Raw genomic sequence first — 17,378 nt, forward strand, 5'->3', positions numbered from 1 at the left:
GGTGTCCCAGATCGCAGGCGAGCCCGGGACCCAGGACTTCGTGGAAGTCCGGCTGCCGGCTGCGGGTGCCTACCTGTCGGTGCTGCGAACGGCCACGGCCGGTCTCGCGGCACGTTTGGACTTCACCCTCGACGAGATCGAGGACCTCCGCATCGCGGTGGACGAGGCCTGCGCGATCCTGCTCCAGCAGGCCGTGCCGGGCTCCGTCCTCAGCTGCGTCTTCCGGCTGATCGACGATTCGCTGGAAGTGACCGTCTCCGCCCCGACCACGGACGGGCGGGCGCCCGAGCGCGACACCTTCGCGTGGACGGTCCTGTCGGCCCTGGCCGGCAAGGTCGAGGCGACGGTCGAGGACAACAAGACAGTGAGCATCAGCCTCTACAAACAGCGCGGCGCGGGGCCAGGCCCGGCGTGAGCGGCGGGGAGATCCCGGTGCGGGGCGGGGATCGGCCCCGGGTGAGGCACGAGGTCGACGGCGGCATCCCGGAGCAGCAGCACGCCCGGCCGCACCCGGCTGACGCGGATGCGGAAGACGGCTTTTTGGACTCGGCGGAGCGACGGGCGGGCCCTATGAGCGAGAACCAGCACGACCAACCACAGCCCCCGGAGGCAGCGGCCCCGGAGGTGCCGGAGGCGCCCCTGGCGGTTCCGGATCCGCGGGACCGCAGCGGCGCGCGGGCCCTGTTCTTCGAGCTGCGCCGGCTGCCCGAGGGATCACCCGAGCGGGCGGAGCTGCGCAACCGGCTGGTGCGGATGCACCTGCCGCTGGTCGAACACCTGGCGCGGCGGTTCCGCAACCGCGGCGAGCCGCTGGACGACCTGACCCAGGTCGCCACCATCGGCCTGATCAAGTCGGTGGACCGGTTCGACCCCGACCGCGGGGTCGAGTTCTCCACGTACGCCACGCCCACCGTGGTGGGCGAGATCAAGCGGCACTTCCGCGACAAGGGCTGGGCCGTGCGCGTGCCCCGGCGGCTGCAGGAGCTGCGGCTCTCGCTGACCACGGCCACGGCGGAGCTGTCCCAGCAGCACGGCCGGTCCCCGACGGTGCACGAGCTGGCCGAGCGGCTGGGGATCTCCGAGGAGGAGGTGCTGGAGGGGCTGGAGTCGGCCAATGCCTACAGCACGCTCTCCCTGGACGTGCCGGACACCGACGACGAGTCGCCGGCGGTCGCGGACACCCTCGGCTCGGAGGACGAGGCGCTGGAGGGCGTCGAGTACCGGGAGTCCCTCAAGCCGCTGCTGGAGGGACTGCCGCCGCGGGAGAAGCGGATCCTGCTGCTGCGCTTCTTCGGGAACATGACCCAGTCGCAGATCGCGCAGGAGGTCGGCATCTCGCAGATGCACGTGTCCCGGCTGCTGGCCCGCACCCTGGCCCAGCTCCGGGAGAAGCTCCTCGTCGAGGAGTAGGCGGAGAGGAGTAGGCGGAGGGGCCGCGCAGGAGGGCCCGGCCGGCGGCCGGGCCCCGGCTACCGGGCCTGGTCGCCCGGGCCGATGCCCAGGGCCTCGGTCGCCGTCGGGTTCACCAGCAGCGCGGCGACGGCCACCGCCGCCAGTGCCAGGGCCACGGCGGCGGCGGTCATCGCCCCGCCGGTGGTCCACAGAGTCCAGGCCACCGGCAGCGCCATCAGCTGGGTGATCAGCGCCGGTCCGCGGCTCCAGCGGCGGCCCAGGCGCAGCCCGCGCGCCGCGACCAGCGGGAGCGCGGCGAGGGCGAGCAGGGTGATCCCGCCGGTTTCGGCCTGCTGCGGGGAGTCGGGGTCGCCGGCGATGCCGACGAACAGCATGTAGACGCCGAGCCCGGCCAGGGCCAGTCCCTCCAGCGCGGTCAGCGCGGCGGCGGCGGTCAGCCGGCCCGGCAGCGCTGCGGGCTCGGGGGCGGCGGGGGCTCGGGGGGTCGGCTTCTTGCTCACCCCAGCAGGGTAGCCGCGCGTCGCGGAGCCCGGACGCTACGGCCGGTATGGGCCGCATATGGAGGGGTGGGTACTCTGGCGACCATGCGTGCTCTTCTCGTGGCCAACCCTGCAGCGACGACCACCAGTGCGCGCACGCGCGACGTCCTGACCCACGCCCTGGCCAGCGAGATGAAGCTGGAGGCGGTGACCACCGAGTACCGGGGGCACGCGCGCGACCTCGGGCGCAGGGCCGCCCGGGAGGGCTTCGACCTGGTGGTGGCGCTCGGCGGGGACGGCACCGTCAACGAAGTGGTCAACGGACTGCTGCACGAGGGCCCCGATCCGGAGCGGCTGCCGGGGCTGGCCGTGGTCCCGGGCGGTTCCACGAACGTGTTCGCCCGCGCGCTCGGGCTGCCGAACGACTCGGTCGAGGCGACGGGCGCCCTGCTGGACGCGCTGCGGGAGAAGCGCCGGCGGACGGTGGGCCTCGGCCTGGCGTCCGGCGTCCCGGGGACCGAGGACGAGTCGGTGCCGGAGCGCTGGTTCACGTTCTGCGCCGGCTTCGGATTCGACGCGGGCGTGGTGGGGCGGGTCGAGCAGCAGCGCGAGCGCGGCAAGCGTTCGACCCACGCGCTGTACGTGCGGCAGCTGATGCGCCAGTTCTGGGAAGAGCCCAACCGGCGGCACGGCACGATCACGCTGGAGCAGCCCGGCGTGGATCCGGTGACGGATCTGGTGCTGTCGATAGTCTGCAACACCTCGCCCTGGACGTATCTGGGGAACAAGCCCCTTTACGCCTCCCCGGAGGCGTCGTTCGATACCGCACTTGACGTATTGGCGCTCGACCGTTTGTCAACTCCGGCCGTGGCCAGGTACGCGACACAGCTCCTGACCTCGACTCCTGAGCGCGGCCCGCACGGCAAGCATGCGGTGTCTCTGCACGATCTGACGGACTTCACCTTGCATTCGAAGGTTCCGCTCCCATTCCAGATGGACGGAGATCACCTCGGACTGCGCACCAGCGTTCGGTTCACAGGCGTACGCCGTGCACTGCGTGTGATTGTGTGAGTGGAAGGGCCCAAAGTCCTTTCAGTCGAACGTTTACACGCCAGTCCACCCCCAGGAACTAGGGCTGTGACCTAGTAGACACCGACGAATCCAAAAAAACTTTCCGGAAGGGGTTGTATCCCCGTCCGAGGTTTGCGAATCTCTACATGGCGATCGGGACAGCCCGCAGAACCCGGCACCCACACAGACCGCCAGAACCCCACCACGAATCTTGGACCGCACCAGGCAACTGGGCGTCGGCCCTTCCCTCACGGGGGGATTCGTGAAAGCGTTCACATTCACAAGCAACCTGCCCGCAATACAAGGAGATGGAGCAGCCATGGACTGGCGTCACAACGCCGTTTGCCGCGAGGAAGACCCGGAACTCTTCTTCCCCATCGGCAACACCGGTCCTGCGCTGCTGCAGATCGAGGAAGCCAAGGCCGTCTGCCGCCGTTGCCCCGTCATGGAGCAGTGCCTGCAGTGGGCGCTCGAGTCCGGCCAGGACTCCGGCGTCTGGGGCGGTCTCAGCGAGGACGAGCGCCGCGCCATGAAGCGCCGCGCCGCTCGCAATCGGGCGCGTAACGCCACCGCCTGACATCGACTTTCGAGCCTCGAGCCGCAGCGCGTAGCACCCATACAAGCGCTCAGCAACGTGCTCTTGAGCCCCGGACCGGGAACCTCGGTCCGGGGCTCAGTGCTTTGCCGGCGCAGCACGGACGAACGGCCCGTCACTCTCGGTGACGGGCCGTTCGTCCTACTTCTGCGGGCTGGCGGGTATGTCGAGGACGACCCGGGTGCCGCGCGGCTCGGCCCGGACCATGTCGAAGGTGCCGCCGAGCTCGCCCTCCACGAGGGTCCGTACGATCTGCAGGCCGAGGTTGCCGGCCTTCTGGGGGTCGAAGCCCTCGGGCAGGCCGCAGCCGTCGTCGACGACGGTGATCAGCAGCCGGGAGTCGTTGCGGCCGCTGCCGGAGCGGCTGGCCGACACCTCCACGGTGCCGCCCTCCCCGTGCGTGAAGGCGTGCTCCAGGGCGTTCTGCAGGATCTCGGTCAGCACCATCGACAGCGGAGTGGCGACCTCCGCGTCCAGGATCCCGAACCGGCCGAGGCGCCGGCACTCCACCCGGCCGGGCGAGATCTCGGCGACCATCGCGATCACCCGGTCGGCGATCTCGTCGAACTCGACCCGCTCGTCGAGGTTCTGGGACAGGGTCTCGTGCACGATCGCGATCGAACCGACGCGGCGCACCGCCTCGTTGAGCGCCTCGCGCGCCTGGGGCGAATCCATTCGGCGGCCCTGGAGCCGCAAGAGCGCGGCCACGGTCTGGAGGTTGTTCTTCACCCGGTGGTGGATCTCCCGGATGGTGGCGTCCTTGGTGATCAGTTCACGTTCGCGACGGCGCAGTTCCGTGACGTCGCGGCACAGGACGAGGGAGCCGATGCGGGTCCCCTTGGGCTTGAGCGGGATGGCGCGCAGCTGGATGACGCCGCCGTTGCCCTCGACCTCGGTCTCGCGCGGCGCCCAGCCGCTGGCGAGCTTGACGAGGGCCTCGTCCACCGGGCCCCGGGAGGGGGCGAGTTCGGCGGTGGTGGTGCCCAGGTGCTGGCCGACCAGATCGGCGGCGAGGCCGAGGCGGTGGTAGGCGGAGAGCGCGTTCGGGGACGCGTACGTCACCACGCCCTCGGCGTCGAGGCGGATCAGGCCGTCCCCGACGCGCGGGGAGGCGTCCATGTCGACCTGCTGCCCCGGGAAGGGGAAGGCGCCCGCGGCGATCATCTGGGCGAGGTCGGAGGCGGACTGGAGGTAGGTCAGCTCCAGCCGGCTCGGTGTACGCACAGTGAGCAGGTTGGTGTTCCGGGCGATCACCCCGAGGACGCGCCCCTCGCGGCGGACGGGGATCGACTCGACGCGGACCGGCACCTCCTCGCGCCACTCCGGGTCGCCCTCGCGCACGATGCGGCCCTCGTCGAGGGCGGCGTCGAGCAGCGGGCGGCGGCCGCGCGGGACCAGGTGGCCGACCATGTCGTCCTGGTAGGAGGTGGGGCCGGTGTTGGGCCGCATCTGCGCCACGGAGACGTACCGGGTGCCGTCGAGGGTGGGGACCCAGAGCACGAGGTCGGCGAAGGAGAGGTCGGAGAGCAGCTGCCACTCCGAGACCAGCAGGTGCAACCACTCCAGGTCGGTTTCACTGAGAGCGGTGTGCTGGCGTACGAGGTCGTTCATGGAGGGCACCTTGCGAGCGTACCCCGGGTACGAGGATGACTTTCCCCACCACGAATACTCAGGAGTATCCAGGAAGGGCAGACTCCGCGTACTGTTGGAGGAAGTGACGGGTCGGTAGTCCCCGCACTTGGATGGACAGGACAGATTGGTCTAGTCCACAATTGGGTTTCATGCTTCCGCCCTCCCCGCACAGGAGGACGGATCGAGGTGGCCGCGCGTTCTGCCCTGACCGCGCGGGTTCACCTCCCAAACGGCCGCCGGGCACCGCACACCCTACGGCCGTGAGTACTCCGGGCTACGGTGCCGGGTGGGTTGAGGGTCCCGCCCTGCACCGTGGCCCAGAGGAAATGACCTCTCGTGCGGATTCCCCCCGGCGGATTCCCCCGCGCGGATTCCGCTTGCCTATCGCGGCCAGGCCAGCAGGGCCCGCTCCGCGACGGCCTCCAGCTCCTCGCGGCTCGCCCCGTCGCGCGACTGCTGCGACATCCCCTGGAGCACCGCCCCGGCGAAGCGGGCCAGCGCCCTCGCGTCCGTGCCGGCCGGCAGCTCGCCGCTCGCGATGTCGGCCTTGATGCGGCTCTCGAACATCTCCAGGTTGGCGTTGCGGCGCTCGCGCAGGGCCTCGGCCACCTCCTCCGAGGTGGTGTTGGCGGCCGCGCTGATCACCATGCAGCCCGGCGGGTGGGCGGGGTCGGTGTAGATCTCGGCGGCCTCCCGCAGGATGCGGCCGATGGCCGCGGCGGCGGTGGGCTCCTCGGCGAGCGCCACGCTCGCGAAGTCCCCGTACCGGCTGCCGTAGACCACCACGACCTCGTCGAAGAGCTTGCGCTTGTCGCCGAAGGCGGCGTAGAGGCTGGGCGCGCCGATGCCCAGGCTGCGGGTCAGGTCCGCGATGGACGTGGTCTCATAGCCCTGCTCCCAGAAGGTGAGCATCGCCTTGTCGAGGGCGGCGGCCCGGTCGAAGGAGCGGGGCCTGCCGCGCTGTCCTGTCACCATGGGCGTCATTCTATAGCGGCCGCTACGGAATCTGGTACGGTCCCTTTCTGTAGCGACCACTAGCGAATCATGGAGGGGGGCGCGTCATGGGCGTGCTCAAGGGGAAGACGGCACTGGTCACGGGCGGCAGCCGGGGCATCGGGAGGGCCGTCGCCGAACGGCTGGCGCGGGACGGGGCGCTGGTCGCGGTGCACTACGGGCACAACGAGGCCGCGGCGAAGGAGACCGTCGCGGCGATCGAGGCGGCCGGGGGCCGCGCCTTCGCCGTCGGGGCGGAGCTCGGGGTGCCGGGCGACGCGCAGGCGCTCTGGGCCGCGTACGAGGCCCACCCCGCGCACACCGAGCGGGTGGACGTGCTCGTGAACAACGCCGGGGCGGCGGCCTTCGCGGGCATCGGCGAGACGGACGAGGAGACCTTCCAGCGGATCCAGGCGCTGGGCGCCCAGGCACCGTTCTTCGTGATCAAGCACGGGCTGGAGCGGCTGGCGGACGGGGGCCGGATCGTGAACGTGACCGGCACCCCGGACATCGCCCTGCCGGCGATCCTCGCCACGATCATGACCAAGGGCGCGGTGAACGCGCTGACGGTGTCCCTGGCCGCCGCGCTCGCGCCGCGCGGGATCACCGTGAACTCGGTGGGCCCCGGCATCACGGAGACCGACCTGAACGCGGCCTGGCTGGCCGATCCGCAGGCCCGGGCGCACGCCGCGTCCCGGTCGGTCTTCAACCGGGTGGGCACGCCGGAGGAGGTCGCGGACGTGGTGGCCTTCCTGGCCTCCCCGGACTCCCGCTGGGTCACGGGCCAGCATCTCTCCGCCACGGGCGGCCTCCAGCTGGCCCTGCTGTAACCCTCCGGGCGCGGCGGGTGCCCTGCGGGGCTGGGTCCCCTACCCGCCCTTCCACCGTTCCCCGGGCTCGGCCCGGACCCGTTCCGGGCGCTTCGCGCCCGGTGCGCTCAATCGCCGCGCGGGCTGGAATTCGCGCAGCGAATTTCCAGCCCCGCCGGCGTTTGAGGCGCGGGGTCTGGGGCGGAGCCCCTGGGGGCACCTCCCAGCGGTAGCTGGGGGAGGAACGGGCGAAGGGCGGGTAGGGGACGGCCCCGCGCAGCGGCCCCCGCAAGCCGGGCGGGGTGGTGGGAACGGCGGGACGATGGATGTGCCGGAGGCCCGCCGGGGGCGGGCCCGCTCTGCTAGATTGGTCTATACCACAACCCCGCACCCCACTCAGATCGGCAGGCCCAGCGTGGAAGTTGTCATCGTCCCGGACGCCAAGGCAGGCGGCGAGCTCATCGCGGAGGCCATGGCCGCCCTGGTCCGCCGCAAGCCCGACGCCCTGCTCGGCGTGGCGACCGGCTCTACCCCGCTGCCCATCTACGAAGCCCTCGCGGCGAAGGTCGCGGCCGGCGAGGTCGACGCCTCCGCCGCCCGGATCTGCCAGCTCGACGAGTACGTCGGCCTGCCGGCCGGGCACCCGGAGTCCTACCGCGCGGTGGTGCTCCGCGAGGTCGTCGAGCCCCTCGGCCTGACCGAGGCCTCCTTCATGGGCCCCGACGGCTCCGCCGAGGACGTCCAGGCCGCCTGCGACGCGTACGACGCGGCCCTCGCCGCGGCCGGCGGGGTGGACCTCCAGCTGCTGGGCATCGGCACCGACGGGCACATCGGCTTCAACGAGCCCTGCTCCTCGCTGGCCTCCCGCACCCGCATCAAGACGCTGACGGAGCAGACCCGCGTGGACAACGCGCGCTTCTTCGACAACGACATCGACCAGGTGCCGCACCACGTCATCACCCAGGGCATAGGCACCATCCTCGACGCCCGCCACCTGGTCCTGCTGGCCACCGGCGAGGGCAAGGCCGAGGCCGTCGCGCAGACCGTCGAGGGCCCGCTGTCCGCCCTGGTCCCGGCCTCGGCGCTGCAGCTGCACCGGCACGCGACCGTCGTCGTCGACGAGGCGGCCGCCTCCAAGCTGAAGCTGGCCGACTACTTCCGCCAGACCTACGCCGCCAAGCCGTCCTGGCAGGGTCTGTAAGAACCCTCGCGCATACGAGAAGGCCGGGCCCCCCTCCACGGGGGCCCGGCCTTCTCGTGCATCAGGCGCGGCCGGCGATGACCTCGGCCGCGGCCCGCCCGCAGACGCGGGAGGCGCCGTGCGTGGCGACGTACAGCGCCCCGCGCGGCTCGGCGCGCGGCAGGCCCATCTCCACGACCACGGTGTCCGGCCTGGCCGCGACCAGGGCGTCGAGGACCTCCGTCATCCACGGGTGCCGGTGCGCGTCGCGGACCACCGCCACGACGGTGCGCTCCCCCGCGGCCGCCAGCACGTCGGCGGCGGCGGAGCCCTCGGGGTAGACGCCCGAGCCGGTCCCCGGGAGCAGCTCGGCGAGCTCCGCGGCGACCCCCCACGGGGTCTCGTCGCCGACCGCGATGTTCGCGACGGGCGCGAGGGTGGCGACGTACGGCTCGGAGACCGGAGCCGCCGTGCCGGACACGACGACCGCGCGGCGGGCCGCCGTCAGGCCGATGCCGGACGCGCCGCTCCCCTCCCGCGGCGCGTCCGGGCGGGACCGGAGGGTCCAGTCGGCGAGGGCGCGGACCCGGGCGGCGGCGTCGGCGAGCCGCTCCTCCGGGAGCACGCCCTCGCGTACGGCGGCGACCAGCGCGTCGCGCAGGCGCAGCACGGTCGCCTCGTCGGCGAGGCCCCCGCCGACGCAGATGGCGTCGGCGCCGGCCGCGATGGCGAGCACCGAGCCGCGTTCGATGCCGTACGTCCCGGCGATGGCGTTCATCTCCATGCCGTCGGTGACGATGAGGCCCTCGTAGCCCAGCTCCTTGCGCAGCAGGCCGGTGAGGACCTGCGGGCTGAGGGTGGCGGGGCGGGTCGGGTCGAGGGCGGGCACCAGGATGTGGGCGCTCATCACGGCCTTGGTGCCGGCCTCGATGGCCGCCTTGAACGGGATCAGCTCGCGGGCCTGGAGGGTGTCCAGGTCGACGTCGATGCGGGGCAGGGCGTGGTGCGAGTCGACGTTGGTGTCGCCGTGGCCCGGGAAGTGCTTGGTGCAGGCTGCGACGCCGGCGGCCTGGAGGCCCTCGACGTAGGCGGCGGTGTGCCGGGCGGCGAGCGCGGTGTCGGCTCCGAAGGAGCGGACACCGATGACCGGGTTGTCGGGGTTGGAGTTGACGTCCGCGGAGGGGGCCCAGTTGAGGTTGACCCCGCACTCGGCGAGGCGGCGGCCCAGCTCGCGGGCGACCTCGCGGGTCAGGGCGGTGTCGTCGACGGCGCCGAGGGCGAGGTTGCCGGGGAAGGACGAGCCGCCCCGGACCTCCAGGCGGGTGACGTCGCCGCCCTCCTCGTCGATGGCGACGAGCACGTCCTCCCGGACCTCCCGCAGCTGCGCGGTGAGCGCGGCGAGCTGCTCGGGCGAGGCGATGTTGCGGCCGAACAGGCCGACGGCGGTGAGGCCTTCGGCGACCTGGCGCAGCAGCCAGGCGGGGGCGGTGGTGCCCTCGAAGCCGGGCTGGAGGACGGCGAGGGCGTCGCGGGTGAGGCTGTCGACGCGGTGCGCAAGGATCGTCATGGTCCGTTATCCCTTCACGGCGCCGGAGGTCATGCCGCCGACGGCCTTGCGCTGGAGGAAGATGAAGATCACCAGGACGGGGATCGCGAAGATCGAGGACGCGGCCATGGTGGCGCCCCAGTCGTTGCCGAAGGCGGTCTTGAACTGGGTCAGCCACAGGGGCAGGGTCTGGGCGGTCTTGTCCTTGTTGAGGATCAGGACCATCGCGAACTCGTTCCAGGCGGTGATGAAGCCGAAGAGCGAGGTGGACATCAGGCCGGGGGCCAGCAGCGGGAAGATCACCTTGCGGAAGGCCTGGCCGCGGGTGCAGCCGTCGATCTGGGCGGCCTCCTCCAGGGTCACCGGGACGGCGGCGATGAAGCCGCGCAGGGTCCAGATGGTGAAGGGGAGGACCATCGCGTAGTAGATCGCGGTGAGCACGGCGAGGTTGTTCAGCATCTCGGCGTCGCGCATGATCATGTACATCGCGATGACCATGACCTCCCAGGGGGCCATCTGGGCCATCATCACGCCGAGGACGAGGCCCTTGCGGCCCTTGAACTTCATGCGGGCGATCGCGAAGCTCGCGGCGAGGGCGACCAGCAGGGCCAGCAGGACGGCGCCGACGGTGACCACGAGGCTGTTGGTGACGTACGTCCAGAAGTTCGTCACCCCGGTGGCCTTGGAGAAGTTGTCCAGCGTCGGGGTGAAGACGAAGACCGGGTCCTTGGTGAGGATCTCGCTGTTCGGCTTGAGGGCCGAGGAGAACATCCAGTAGACCGGGAAGACGAAGACCAGGGCCAGGAGCACCGCGCCGACGTTCTTGGCGACGGTCGCGGGGCGCAGCGGCTTGCGGGTGCGCAGCTGCTGGGCGGGCTTGTCCGGGGCGGTGGTGGTGCTCACTGCTCCTCCTCCTGCTTCAGGATCAGGCGGAAGTAGAAGGACATGACGACCAGCAGGATGACGATCGTCAGGACGGAGATCGCGGCGGCGAGGCCGTAGTGGGCCTGGCTCTGGCCCTCGACGTAGGCGAAGACCGGGAGGATCTCGGAGGCGCGGTCCGGGCCGCCCTTGTTCATCGCGTAGACCTGGGTGAAGGCCTTGAAGACCCAGATCACCTCAAGGAACGTGGTGACCATGAAGAAGGGCCGGAGGTTGGGGAAGACGACCTTCCAGAAGGTCTGCCACCCGTTGGCCCCGTCCATGCGGGCGGCCTCGTACAGCTCGCCGCCGACCGTGGTGAGGCCGGCGTACATGTTGAGCGCGACGAAGGGGATGGAGCCCCAGACGACCAGGAGCGTGACGATCGTCAGGGTGGAGAAGCCGGTCTCGAACCAGTTGTGCTGCTCGTAGCCGGAGAAGCCGAGGGTGCGCATCAGCCAGTTCATGACGCCGAACTGCTCGTCGAACAGCCAGTAGAAGACCTGGACGGAGGCGACGATCGGCATGGCCCAGGCCATCACCAGGGCCATGGACAGGACCAGGCGCATCCACTTGCCGAGGCGGTTGAGGAGGATCCCGATGAGGCTGCCGATCACCATGATCAGTACGACGTTGGCGAAGGTGAAGGCGAAGCTGCGGACGACGACGGTCCAGAAGTTCGAGTCGCCGAGCAGCTGGGTGTAGTTCTCGAACCCCGCGAAGGGGTACTTCCGCTGGATGAACTCGATCTTGTTGATGTCCTGGAAGGACAGGATCACGTTCTTGATCAGCGGGTACAGCAGCAGGAGCGCGAAGCTGGCCACGGCAGGCAGGACCAGCAGGTACGGCAGCCACCCCGAGGGGAGCGACCTTCTGCCCCCGCGAGGAGACGTATCACTGGGGCCGGTGGCGGCTGTGGGTGCCTTGGGCGGCCGTCCGGCGGACTTGCGTGGTGCGTCCTGTGGAGCGCTGGTCGCCGCTCCCTGGGAGTGCACGGTCATGGGCTTGGCTTCCTCGCGGTTGACTGTGGAGTCAAATGCGCGACCGGGGGCGCGGCGGGCGGCTGGCCGCCCGCCGCACCCCCCGGTGCGTTCACACTGCTGGGCTGTGCGGGTACTGCCGGGTGGGGCTGTTACTTGTTGATGCGGTTCGCGATTTCCTTGTCCGCTTCCGCGCCCGCCTTGGCGGCGTCCTCACCCTTCAGGACCTTGGTCATGAACTCCTTGATGGGGTTCGGCTCGGTCTCGACGTTCGCCCAGCCCGCGGTCACCGGGGTGATCTTGCCGTTGGCGCCGGCCTTGGCCATGGCCTCGGCGAAGGAGCCGGCGGCCGGGGCGAAGTTCGCGCCGGTCTGGTTCGGCAGCAGCGCGCCCTTGACCTCGGCGGCGTACTTGGTCATCTGGTCCTTGCCGGTGGCGAGGGCCAGCCACTCCTTGGCGAGCTCCTTGTTCTTGGAGCGCTCGGCCACGGCGAGGTTCGAGCCGCCGAGGAAGACGGTGCCGGACTTGTCGGCCGTCTTGCCGGGGATCGGGAAGTAGCCGAAGTCGGCTTCCTTGCCCGCGTCCTTGATGGCCTTCTCGGCACCGCCGGCCTCCCAGCCGAGACCGATCCAGGAGGAGACGCCGCCCTTGGGGACGATGTCGGTGGACTGCTGCGGGGTGGCCTCGTCCTTGTCCTTGGGAGCGGTGGAGAAGGACTGGAGCTTCTTGTAGAAGTCCATGGCGGAGGCGGCCTGCGGGGTGGCCAGCTGGCCCTTCCACTTGCCGCCGTCCTTGACCGCGAGCTCGCCGCCCTCGTCCCAGATGAAGCCGGCGAGGATGTACCAGCTCTGGCCGGGGAGGTAGATCGGCTGGGCGGACGGGTCGGACGCCTTCAGCTTCTCCAGGCCGGCGATCCACTCGTCGCGGGTCTTCGGCGGGGTGACACCGGCCTTCGCGTAGGCCTTCTTGTCGTAGACGACGACGCGGTTGGCGGCGTACCAGGGGGCGGAGTAGAGCTTGCCCTCGACCTCGGCGGAGGCGAGCATGCTCTTCTGCCAGGCGTCGGCGCCGAGCTTGGCCTTGTCCTTGGTCAGGTCGGCGAGGCCGCCGGTGACCGCGTAGCCGGCGGTCTGCGTGTTGCCGAGCTCAAGGACGTCCGGCGGGGTGTTCTCGGAGAGGGCGGTGGTGACCTTCTCCTGGATGCCCGTCCACTTCTGCTCCTCGACCTTGACCGTGACACCGGGGTGCTTGGCCGAGAACTCCTTGTTGACCTGCTCGATCCAGGCCTTGGGAGCGGAACCGTCCATGACCCAGACGGTGATCTCCTTGGCGCCACCCGACGCGTCGGACTCCGGCTTGTCGTCGCCGCCGTTGCCGCACGCCGCGACACCGACCATCATGCCCACGACACCGACCGCCGCAATGAGCTTGCGCTTCACGCCACCCTCCTCAGGGATGCTGCTGCTTTGCACCTTCCCTCGCCCGCCGCGGTGACGTACGTACCAAGTACTGCCGTGGGGCCGGGATCTGATCCACATTGGTTTAGACCAGTACCGGGAGCTTGGCCTAGACCTTTAGGGGTGTCAAGGGTCTAATGAGCGGGTGCTCGGTCCGTTACCGGACCGACACCTGGGGGAGGGGAGGAGGCCTGCCCTCCCGCCCGTGTCACCATGTGACCGCACATATCGGAGGAGCCGGTGACGGCAGCGAAACTGGAGTCGGGAAGGCGGGCGGCGATGGCCACCGAAGGGGCGACCACGGAGCCGGAAGGCGGGGCAGCCACTCGCACGGCGCGTGTGCCCAAGTACTACCGACTCAAGCGGCACTTGCTCGACATGACCGAAACGCTCCCCCCCGGCACCCCCGTGCCGCCCGAGCGTACTCTCGCGGCCGAGTTCGACACCTCCCGGACCACCGTCCGGCAGGCCCTGCAGGAGCTCGTCGTCGAGGGCCGGCTGGAGCGCATCCAGGGCAAGGGCACCTTCGTCGCCAAGCCCAAGGTCTCGCAGCCGCTGCAACTGTCCTCCTACACCGAGGACATGCGCGCCCAGGGCCTGGAGCCCACGTCCCAGCTCCTGGACATCGGGTACGTCACCGCCGACGACACCCTCGCGGGCCTGCTGAAGATCGCCACGGGCGGGCGGGTCCTGCGCATCGAGCGACTGCGCCTGGCCAGCGGCGAACCGATGGCCATCGAGACCACCCACCTCTCGGCCAAGCGCTTCCCGGCGCTGCGCCGCTCCCTCGTCAAGTACACCTCGCTCTACACCGCCCTCGCCGAGGTGTACGACGTCCGGCTGGCGGAGGCCGAGGAGACCATCGAGACCTCCCTCGCCACCCCGCGCGAGGCCGGGCTGCTCGGCACCGACGTGGGCCTGCCGATGCTGATGCTCTCCCGGCACTCCCTGGACGCCGACGGGGAACCGGTCGAATGGGTGCGATCGGTATATCGCGGCGACCGTTACAAATTCGTGGCCCGTCTCCAGCGACCCGCCACGTGATCAGCTGTTGACTGCCCACGGCCCTCGGTAGACGCTCGTACCGCTATGCGGACGGGGGCTTACTTTCACCGGTCAAGCCCCCGTAGATTCCGTGCGTTTACGCAGATGATCAACGAGGGGACGAGGATCATGCCGGAACCGGGAGCAACAGGGACAGAAGCGGCGGGTCAAGGCGGTAGTCCGGGCTCGCCCTCTTCTTCGGGGAAGGCCTCCCCGCAGTCGATCGCCGTCTGGGTGGGCGTGGCCCTCGTCGGGGCCCTCGGCTGGGGCGTGCTCGCGCTGTCCCGGGGCGAGGAGATCTCGGCCGCCTGGCTGCTCGCCGCCGCGCTGGGCTCTTACGCCATCGGCTACCGCTTCTACTCCCGCTTCATCGCCACCCGCGTCCTGCGGCTCGACAAGACGCGGGCCACCCCCGCCGAACGCCTCGACAACGGTGTCGACTTCCACCCCACCGACCGGCGCGTGCTCTTCGGCCACCACTTCGCCGCCGTCGCCGGCGCCGGCCCCCTGGTCGGCCCGGTGCTGGCCGCGCAGATGGGCTACCTGCCGGGCACCATCTGGATCGTCGCCGGCGTCATCTTCGCCGGCGCCGTCCAGGACATGGTGACCCTGTTCTTCTCCACCCGGCGCGACGGCCGCTCGCTCGGCCAGATGGCCCGGGACGAGATCGGCCCCGTCGGCGGCGCCGCCGCCCTCGTCGCCGTGTTCGTCATCATGGTCATCCTGCTGGCCGTGCTCGCGCTGGTCATCGTCAACGCCCTGGCGCACTCCCCCTGGGGCGTCTTCTCCATCGGCATGACCATCCCGATCGCCCTCTTCATGGGCGTCTACCTGCGCGTGCTGCGGCCGGGCCGGGTCACCGAGGTCTCCGTCATAGGCGTCGCGCTGCTGCTGCTCGCCATCGTCGCCGGCGGCTGGGTCGCCGACTCCTCCTGGGCGAGCACCTTCACCCTGGAGAAGGAGACGCTGGTCATCTGGATGGTCGTGTACGGCTTCATCGCCTCGGTGCTGCCGGTGTGGCTGCTGCTCGCGCCCCGCGACTACCTGTCCACCTTCATGAAGGTCGGCACCATCGCCCTGATGGCGGTCGGCGTCGTCATCGCGATGCCGACGCTGAAGATGCCCTCGGTCACCGACTTCGCCACGCGCGGCGACGGCCCCGTCTTCGCCGGGTCGATGTTCCCCTTCGTCTTCATCACCATCGCCTGCGGCGCCCTCTCCGGCTTCCACTCGCTGGTCGCCTCGGGCACCACCCCGAAGATGATCCAGAAGGAGACCCAGGTCCGGGTCATCGGCTACGGCGCCATGCTCACCGAGTCGTTCGTCGCCGTCATGGCGGTGATAGCGGCGAGCATCATCGAGCCCGGCCTCTTCTTCGCGGTGAACTCCCCCGGCGGCGTCATCGGCGCCACCGTCCAGACCGCCTCGAAGGCCGTCACCGACTTCGGCTTCGCCATCAGCCCCGAGGCCCTCGCGCAGGCCGCGAAGGACGTCGAGGAGGCCAGCCTGCTGTCCCGTACGGGCGGCGCGCCGACCTTCGCACTCGGGATGTCGGAGATCTTCTCGTCGGTCATAGGCGGCGCCGGGATGAAGGCCTTCTGGTACCACTTCGCCATCATGTTCGAGGCCCTGTTCATCCTGACCACGGTGGACGCGGGCACCCGCGTCGGCCGGTTCATGCTCCAGGACACCCTCGGCAACGTGCACAAGTCCTTCAAGGACGTCAGCTGGAAGCCGGGCGTGTGGCTCGCGAGCGCCATCGTCGTCGGCGGCTGGGGCTACTTCCTGTGGGTCGGCGTCAAGGACCCGCTGGGCGGCATCAACCAGCTCTTCCCGCTGTTCGGCATCGCGAACCAGCTGCTCGCGGCGGTCGCGCTGGCCGTCTGCACCACGCTGCTGGTCAAGTCCGGGCGGCTCAAGTGGGCCTGGGTCACCGGCGTTCCGCTGGCCTGGGACGTGGCCGTCACCCTCACCGCGAGCTACCAGAAGATCTTCTCCGACGACGTGAAGGTCGGCTTCTTCGCGCAGCGCGACAAGTACCAGACCGGCATCGACGCCGGGAAGGTGCTGCCGCCCGCCAAGAACATGGACGACATGCACACCGTGGTCACCAACGCCACGGTCGACGGGGTCCTGTCGGCGCTGTTCGCACTCCTGATCATCGTCGTGCTGGTGGACGCGGCCCGGGTCTGCCTCAAGGCCGTCCGGAACCCGGCTGCGGTCAGCCTGTCCGAGGTGCCGTGGACCGAGTCGAAGATCATCGCCCCGGCCGGGCTCATCGCCACCGCCGAGGAGAAGGCCGAGCTCGCGGCCGCCGGCCTCGACGGGAGCGGGGGCAAGGCCAAGGAGCCGGTCGCGTGAGCGGGGTGCGCGGGGCGCTGGCGAAGGCCCGGTTCTACGTACGGGAGTTCTCCGGCGAGGCCGCGTACGACCGCTACGTGGCGCACACCCGCTCGCACGACCCGGACGCCGAGGTCCTGACCCGGCGCGCCTTCGAGCGGGCCCGCACGGACGCCCGCGAGGCGGACCCCCGCGAGGGCTTCCGCTGCTGTTGAAGGACGACGAAGGGCCCCGCCGTATCGGCGGGGCCCTTCGTCGTGCGCGGGTCAGCGCACCCAGTCCTTGAGGACCTCGGTCTGGAGCGTGATGCCGACGGGGTCGGGAAGGGCGATCTCCATGCCGTAGGGCACGATGTGGATGCTCTCGTACCGGCGGCCGTTGGGCTGGCTGTAGACGGAGATCTCGCACTTCGCCCGGTCGATCAGCAGGTACACGGGGATACCCGTCTCCGCGTAGGCGCGCGGCTTCTCAACATGGTCCCGGCGCACCGTGTCGGAGTCCCAGGAGGTCACCTCGACGGCCATGAGGATCGGCTCGGGCTCTACCCAGTCCCCCTGCCCGACGAACGCCTGGGACGGCGCGAGCACTCCGTCTGGAATGGCCCGGCCCGTCCGGTACTCCTGGGCCTTGATGCACTGCCCCGCGTGCAGCCAGAGCTCCGGCCGATGTTGCAAGCAGATCCGGGTGAGCCACTGAATGATCATCTGGTGGTCGCCGTCCGGCATGGCCTTGCTCCTGATAACCCCGTCGATGAACTCCAGCCGTGTCCCCACCCGCTCGCGGGCCGCTATGCGCGCCACGGCTTCGAAGTCCTCGGTCGTCATGTGGGGATGGTCAGTCATGAGGGTCATGCCTCGCTCGCCTTCCTCGACGGTGCTGTCTCCGACGATAGCGCCGACCGCTGACACCCGTCCGGCA

17 protein-coding genes are annotated in these 17,378 nt (G+C 70.5%); 9 read left to right on the plus strand and 8 right to left on the minus strand.

What is annotated here, in order from left to right:
* Position 1: 1 nt before the first annotated feature.
* Positions 2-415, plus strand: a complete 414-nt coding sequence (locus ACQKM2_RS16575; protein ID WP_007266463.1) for an anti-sigma regulatory factor — start codon at positions 2-4, stop codon at positions 413-415.
* A gap of 17 nt (positions 416-432) precedes the next feature.
* Entirely contained in the window at positions 433-1,410 is a 978-nt protein-coding gene (locus ACQKM2_RS16580) for an RNA polymerase sigma factor SigF (protein WP_427710332.1), read from the plus strand.
* Positions 1,411-1,469: 59 nt separating this feature from the next.
* Here the strand turns inward: ACQKM2_RS16580 and ACQKM2_RS16585 are convergent, their stop codons facing one another.
* Positions 1,470-1,913 carry a hypothetical protein gene (locus ACQKM2_RS16585; RefSeq protein WP_285345407.1) on the minus strand — a complete coding sequence of 148 codons (444 nt, stop codon included), beginning with the start codon at positions 1,911-1,913 and terminating at the stop codon, positions 1,470-1,472.
* Positions 1,914-1,997: 84 nt separating this feature from the next.
* Between ACQKM2_RS16585 and ACQKM2_RS16590 the strand changes: the two genes are divergently transcribed.
* Positions 1,998-2,963, plus strand: a complete 966-nt coding sequence (locus ACQKM2_RS16590) for a diacylglycerol/lipid kinase family protein (protein ID WP_427710334.1) — start codon at positions 1,998-2,000, stop codon at positions 2,961-2,963.
* 319 nt (positions 2,964-3,282) lie between these two features.
* On the plus strand, positions 3,283-3,540 hold the full coding sequence (locus tag ACQKM2_RS16595) for a WhiB family transcriptional regulator (protein WP_004937597.1): 258 nt from the start codon (positions 3,283-3,285) through the stop codon (positions 3,538-3,540).
* A 159-nt stretch (positions 3,541-3,699) separates the two neighbouring features.
* Here ACQKM2_RS16595 and ACQKM2_RS16600 read toward each other — a convergent pair whose 3' ends face one another.
* Together ACQKM2_RS16600 and ACQKM2_RS16605 are read right to left on the minus strand one after the other, a co-directional pair.
* Positions 3,700-5,169 (minus strand): sensor histidine kinase, encoded by a 1,470-nt coding sequence (locus tag ACQKM2_RS16600; protein WP_427710338.1) that lies wholly within the window; start codon positions 5,167-5,169, stop codon positions 3,700-3,702.
* Between the two features lie 402 nt (positions 5,170-5,571).
* Positions 5,572-6,165, minus strand: a complete 594-nt coding sequence (locus tag ACQKM2_RS16605) for a TetR/AcrR family transcriptional regulator (protein ID WP_427710340.1) — start codon at positions 6,163-6,165, stop codon at positions 5,572-5,574.
* Between the two features lie 86 nt (positions 6,166-6,251).
* Between ACQKM2_RS16605 and ACQKM2_RS16610 the strand changes: the two genes are divergently transcribed.
* On the plus strand, positions 6,252-7,013 hold the full coding sequence (locus ACQKM2_RS16610; protein WP_427710342.1) for an SDR family oxidoreductase: 762 nt from the start codon (positions 6,252-6,254) through the stop codon (positions 7,011-7,013).
* Between the two features lie 394 nt (positions 7,014-7,407).
* Complete coding sequence (nagB, locus tag ACQKM2_RS16615) at positions 7,408-8,193, plus strand: glucosamine-6-phosphate deaminase (RefSeq protein ID WP_427710344.1); 786 nt, start codon at positions 7,408-7,410, stop codon at positions 8,191-8,193.
* 61 nt (positions 8,194-8,254) lie between these two features.
* Here nagB and ACQKM2_RS16620 read toward each other — a convergent pair whose 3' ends face one another.
* The 4 genes from ACQKM2_RS16620 to ACQKM2_RS16635 form a co-directional block, all read right to left on the minus strand.
* The gene (locus tag ACQKM2_RS16620; RefSeq protein WP_427710346.1) at positions 8,255-9,739 is read right to left on the minus strand and encodes a glycoside hydrolase family 3 protein; all 1,485 of its coding nucleotides are present in this window, start codon (positions 9,737-9,739) and stop codon (positions 8,255-8,257) included.
* Positions 9,740-9,745: 6 nt separating this feature from the next.
* Positions 9,746-10,582 (minus strand): carbohydrate ABC transporter permease, encoded by an 837-nt coding sequence (locus ACQKM2_RS16625; protein ID WP_427710489.1) that lies wholly within the window; start codon positions 10,580-10,582, stop codon positions 9,746-9,748.
* A 35-nt stretch (positions 10,583-10,617) separates the two neighbouring features.
* Entirely contained in the window at positions 10,618-11,640 is a 1,023-nt protein-coding gene (locus ACQKM2_RS16630; RefSeq protein ID WP_427710348.1) for a carbohydrate ABC transporter permease, read from the minus strand.
* A gap of 131 nt (positions 11,641-11,771) precedes the next feature.
* Positions 11,772-13,058, minus strand: coding sequence for an extracellular solute-binding protein (locus ACQKM2_RS16635; RefSeq protein WP_427710350.1), 1,287 nt, complete (start codon positions 13,056-13,058; stop codon positions 11,772-11,774).
* Positions 13,059-13,355: 297 nt separating this feature from the next.
* Here ACQKM2_RS16635 and ACQKM2_RS16640 point away from each other — a divergent pair, with 297 nt between their 5' ends.
* The 3 genes from ACQKM2_RS16640 (at position 13,356) to ACQKM2_RS16650 (ending at position 16,675) form a co-directional block, all read left to right on the plus strand.
* Positions 13,356-14,120: a GntR family transcriptional regulator gene (locus tag ACQKM2_RS16640; protein ID WP_362465995.1), complete on the plus strand. Its 765-nt coding sequence runs from the start codon at positions 13,356-13,358 to the stop codon at positions 14,118-14,120.
* A 129-nt stretch (positions 14,121-14,249) separates the two neighbouring features.
* Positions 14,250-16,481: a carbon starvation CstA family protein gene (locus tag ACQKM2_RS16645; protein ID WP_427710352.1), complete on the plus strand. Its 2,232-nt coding sequence runs from the start codon at positions 14,250-14,252 to the stop codon at positions 16,479-16,481.
* Positions 16,478-16,675 (plus strand): YbdD/YjiX family protein, encoded by a 198-nt coding sequence (locus tag ACQKM2_RS16650; RefSeq protein WP_427710354.1) that lies wholly within the window; start codon positions 16,478-16,480, stop codon positions 16,673-16,675. The genes ACQKM2_RS16645 and ACQKM2_RS16650 overlap by 4 nt, the downstream gene beginning before the upstream one ends.
* Positions 16,676-16,726: 51 nt before the next feature.
* On the opposite strand, the gene ACQKM2_RS16655 is transcribed toward ACQKM2_RS16650, so the two are convergent.
* Complete coding sequence (locus ACQKM2_RS16655) at positions 16,727-17,311, minus strand: Uma2 family endonuclease (protein ID WP_427710356.1); 585 nt, start codon at positions 17,309-17,311, stop codon at positions 16,727-16,729.
* Between the last annotated feature and the right edge of the window lie 67 nt (positions 17,312-17,378).

Source organism: Streptomyces sp. NPDC004126 (assembly GCF_050275515.1).
Taxonomy (GTDB): Bacteria; Actinomycetota; Actinomycetes; order Streptomycetales; family Streptomycetaceae; genus Streptomyces.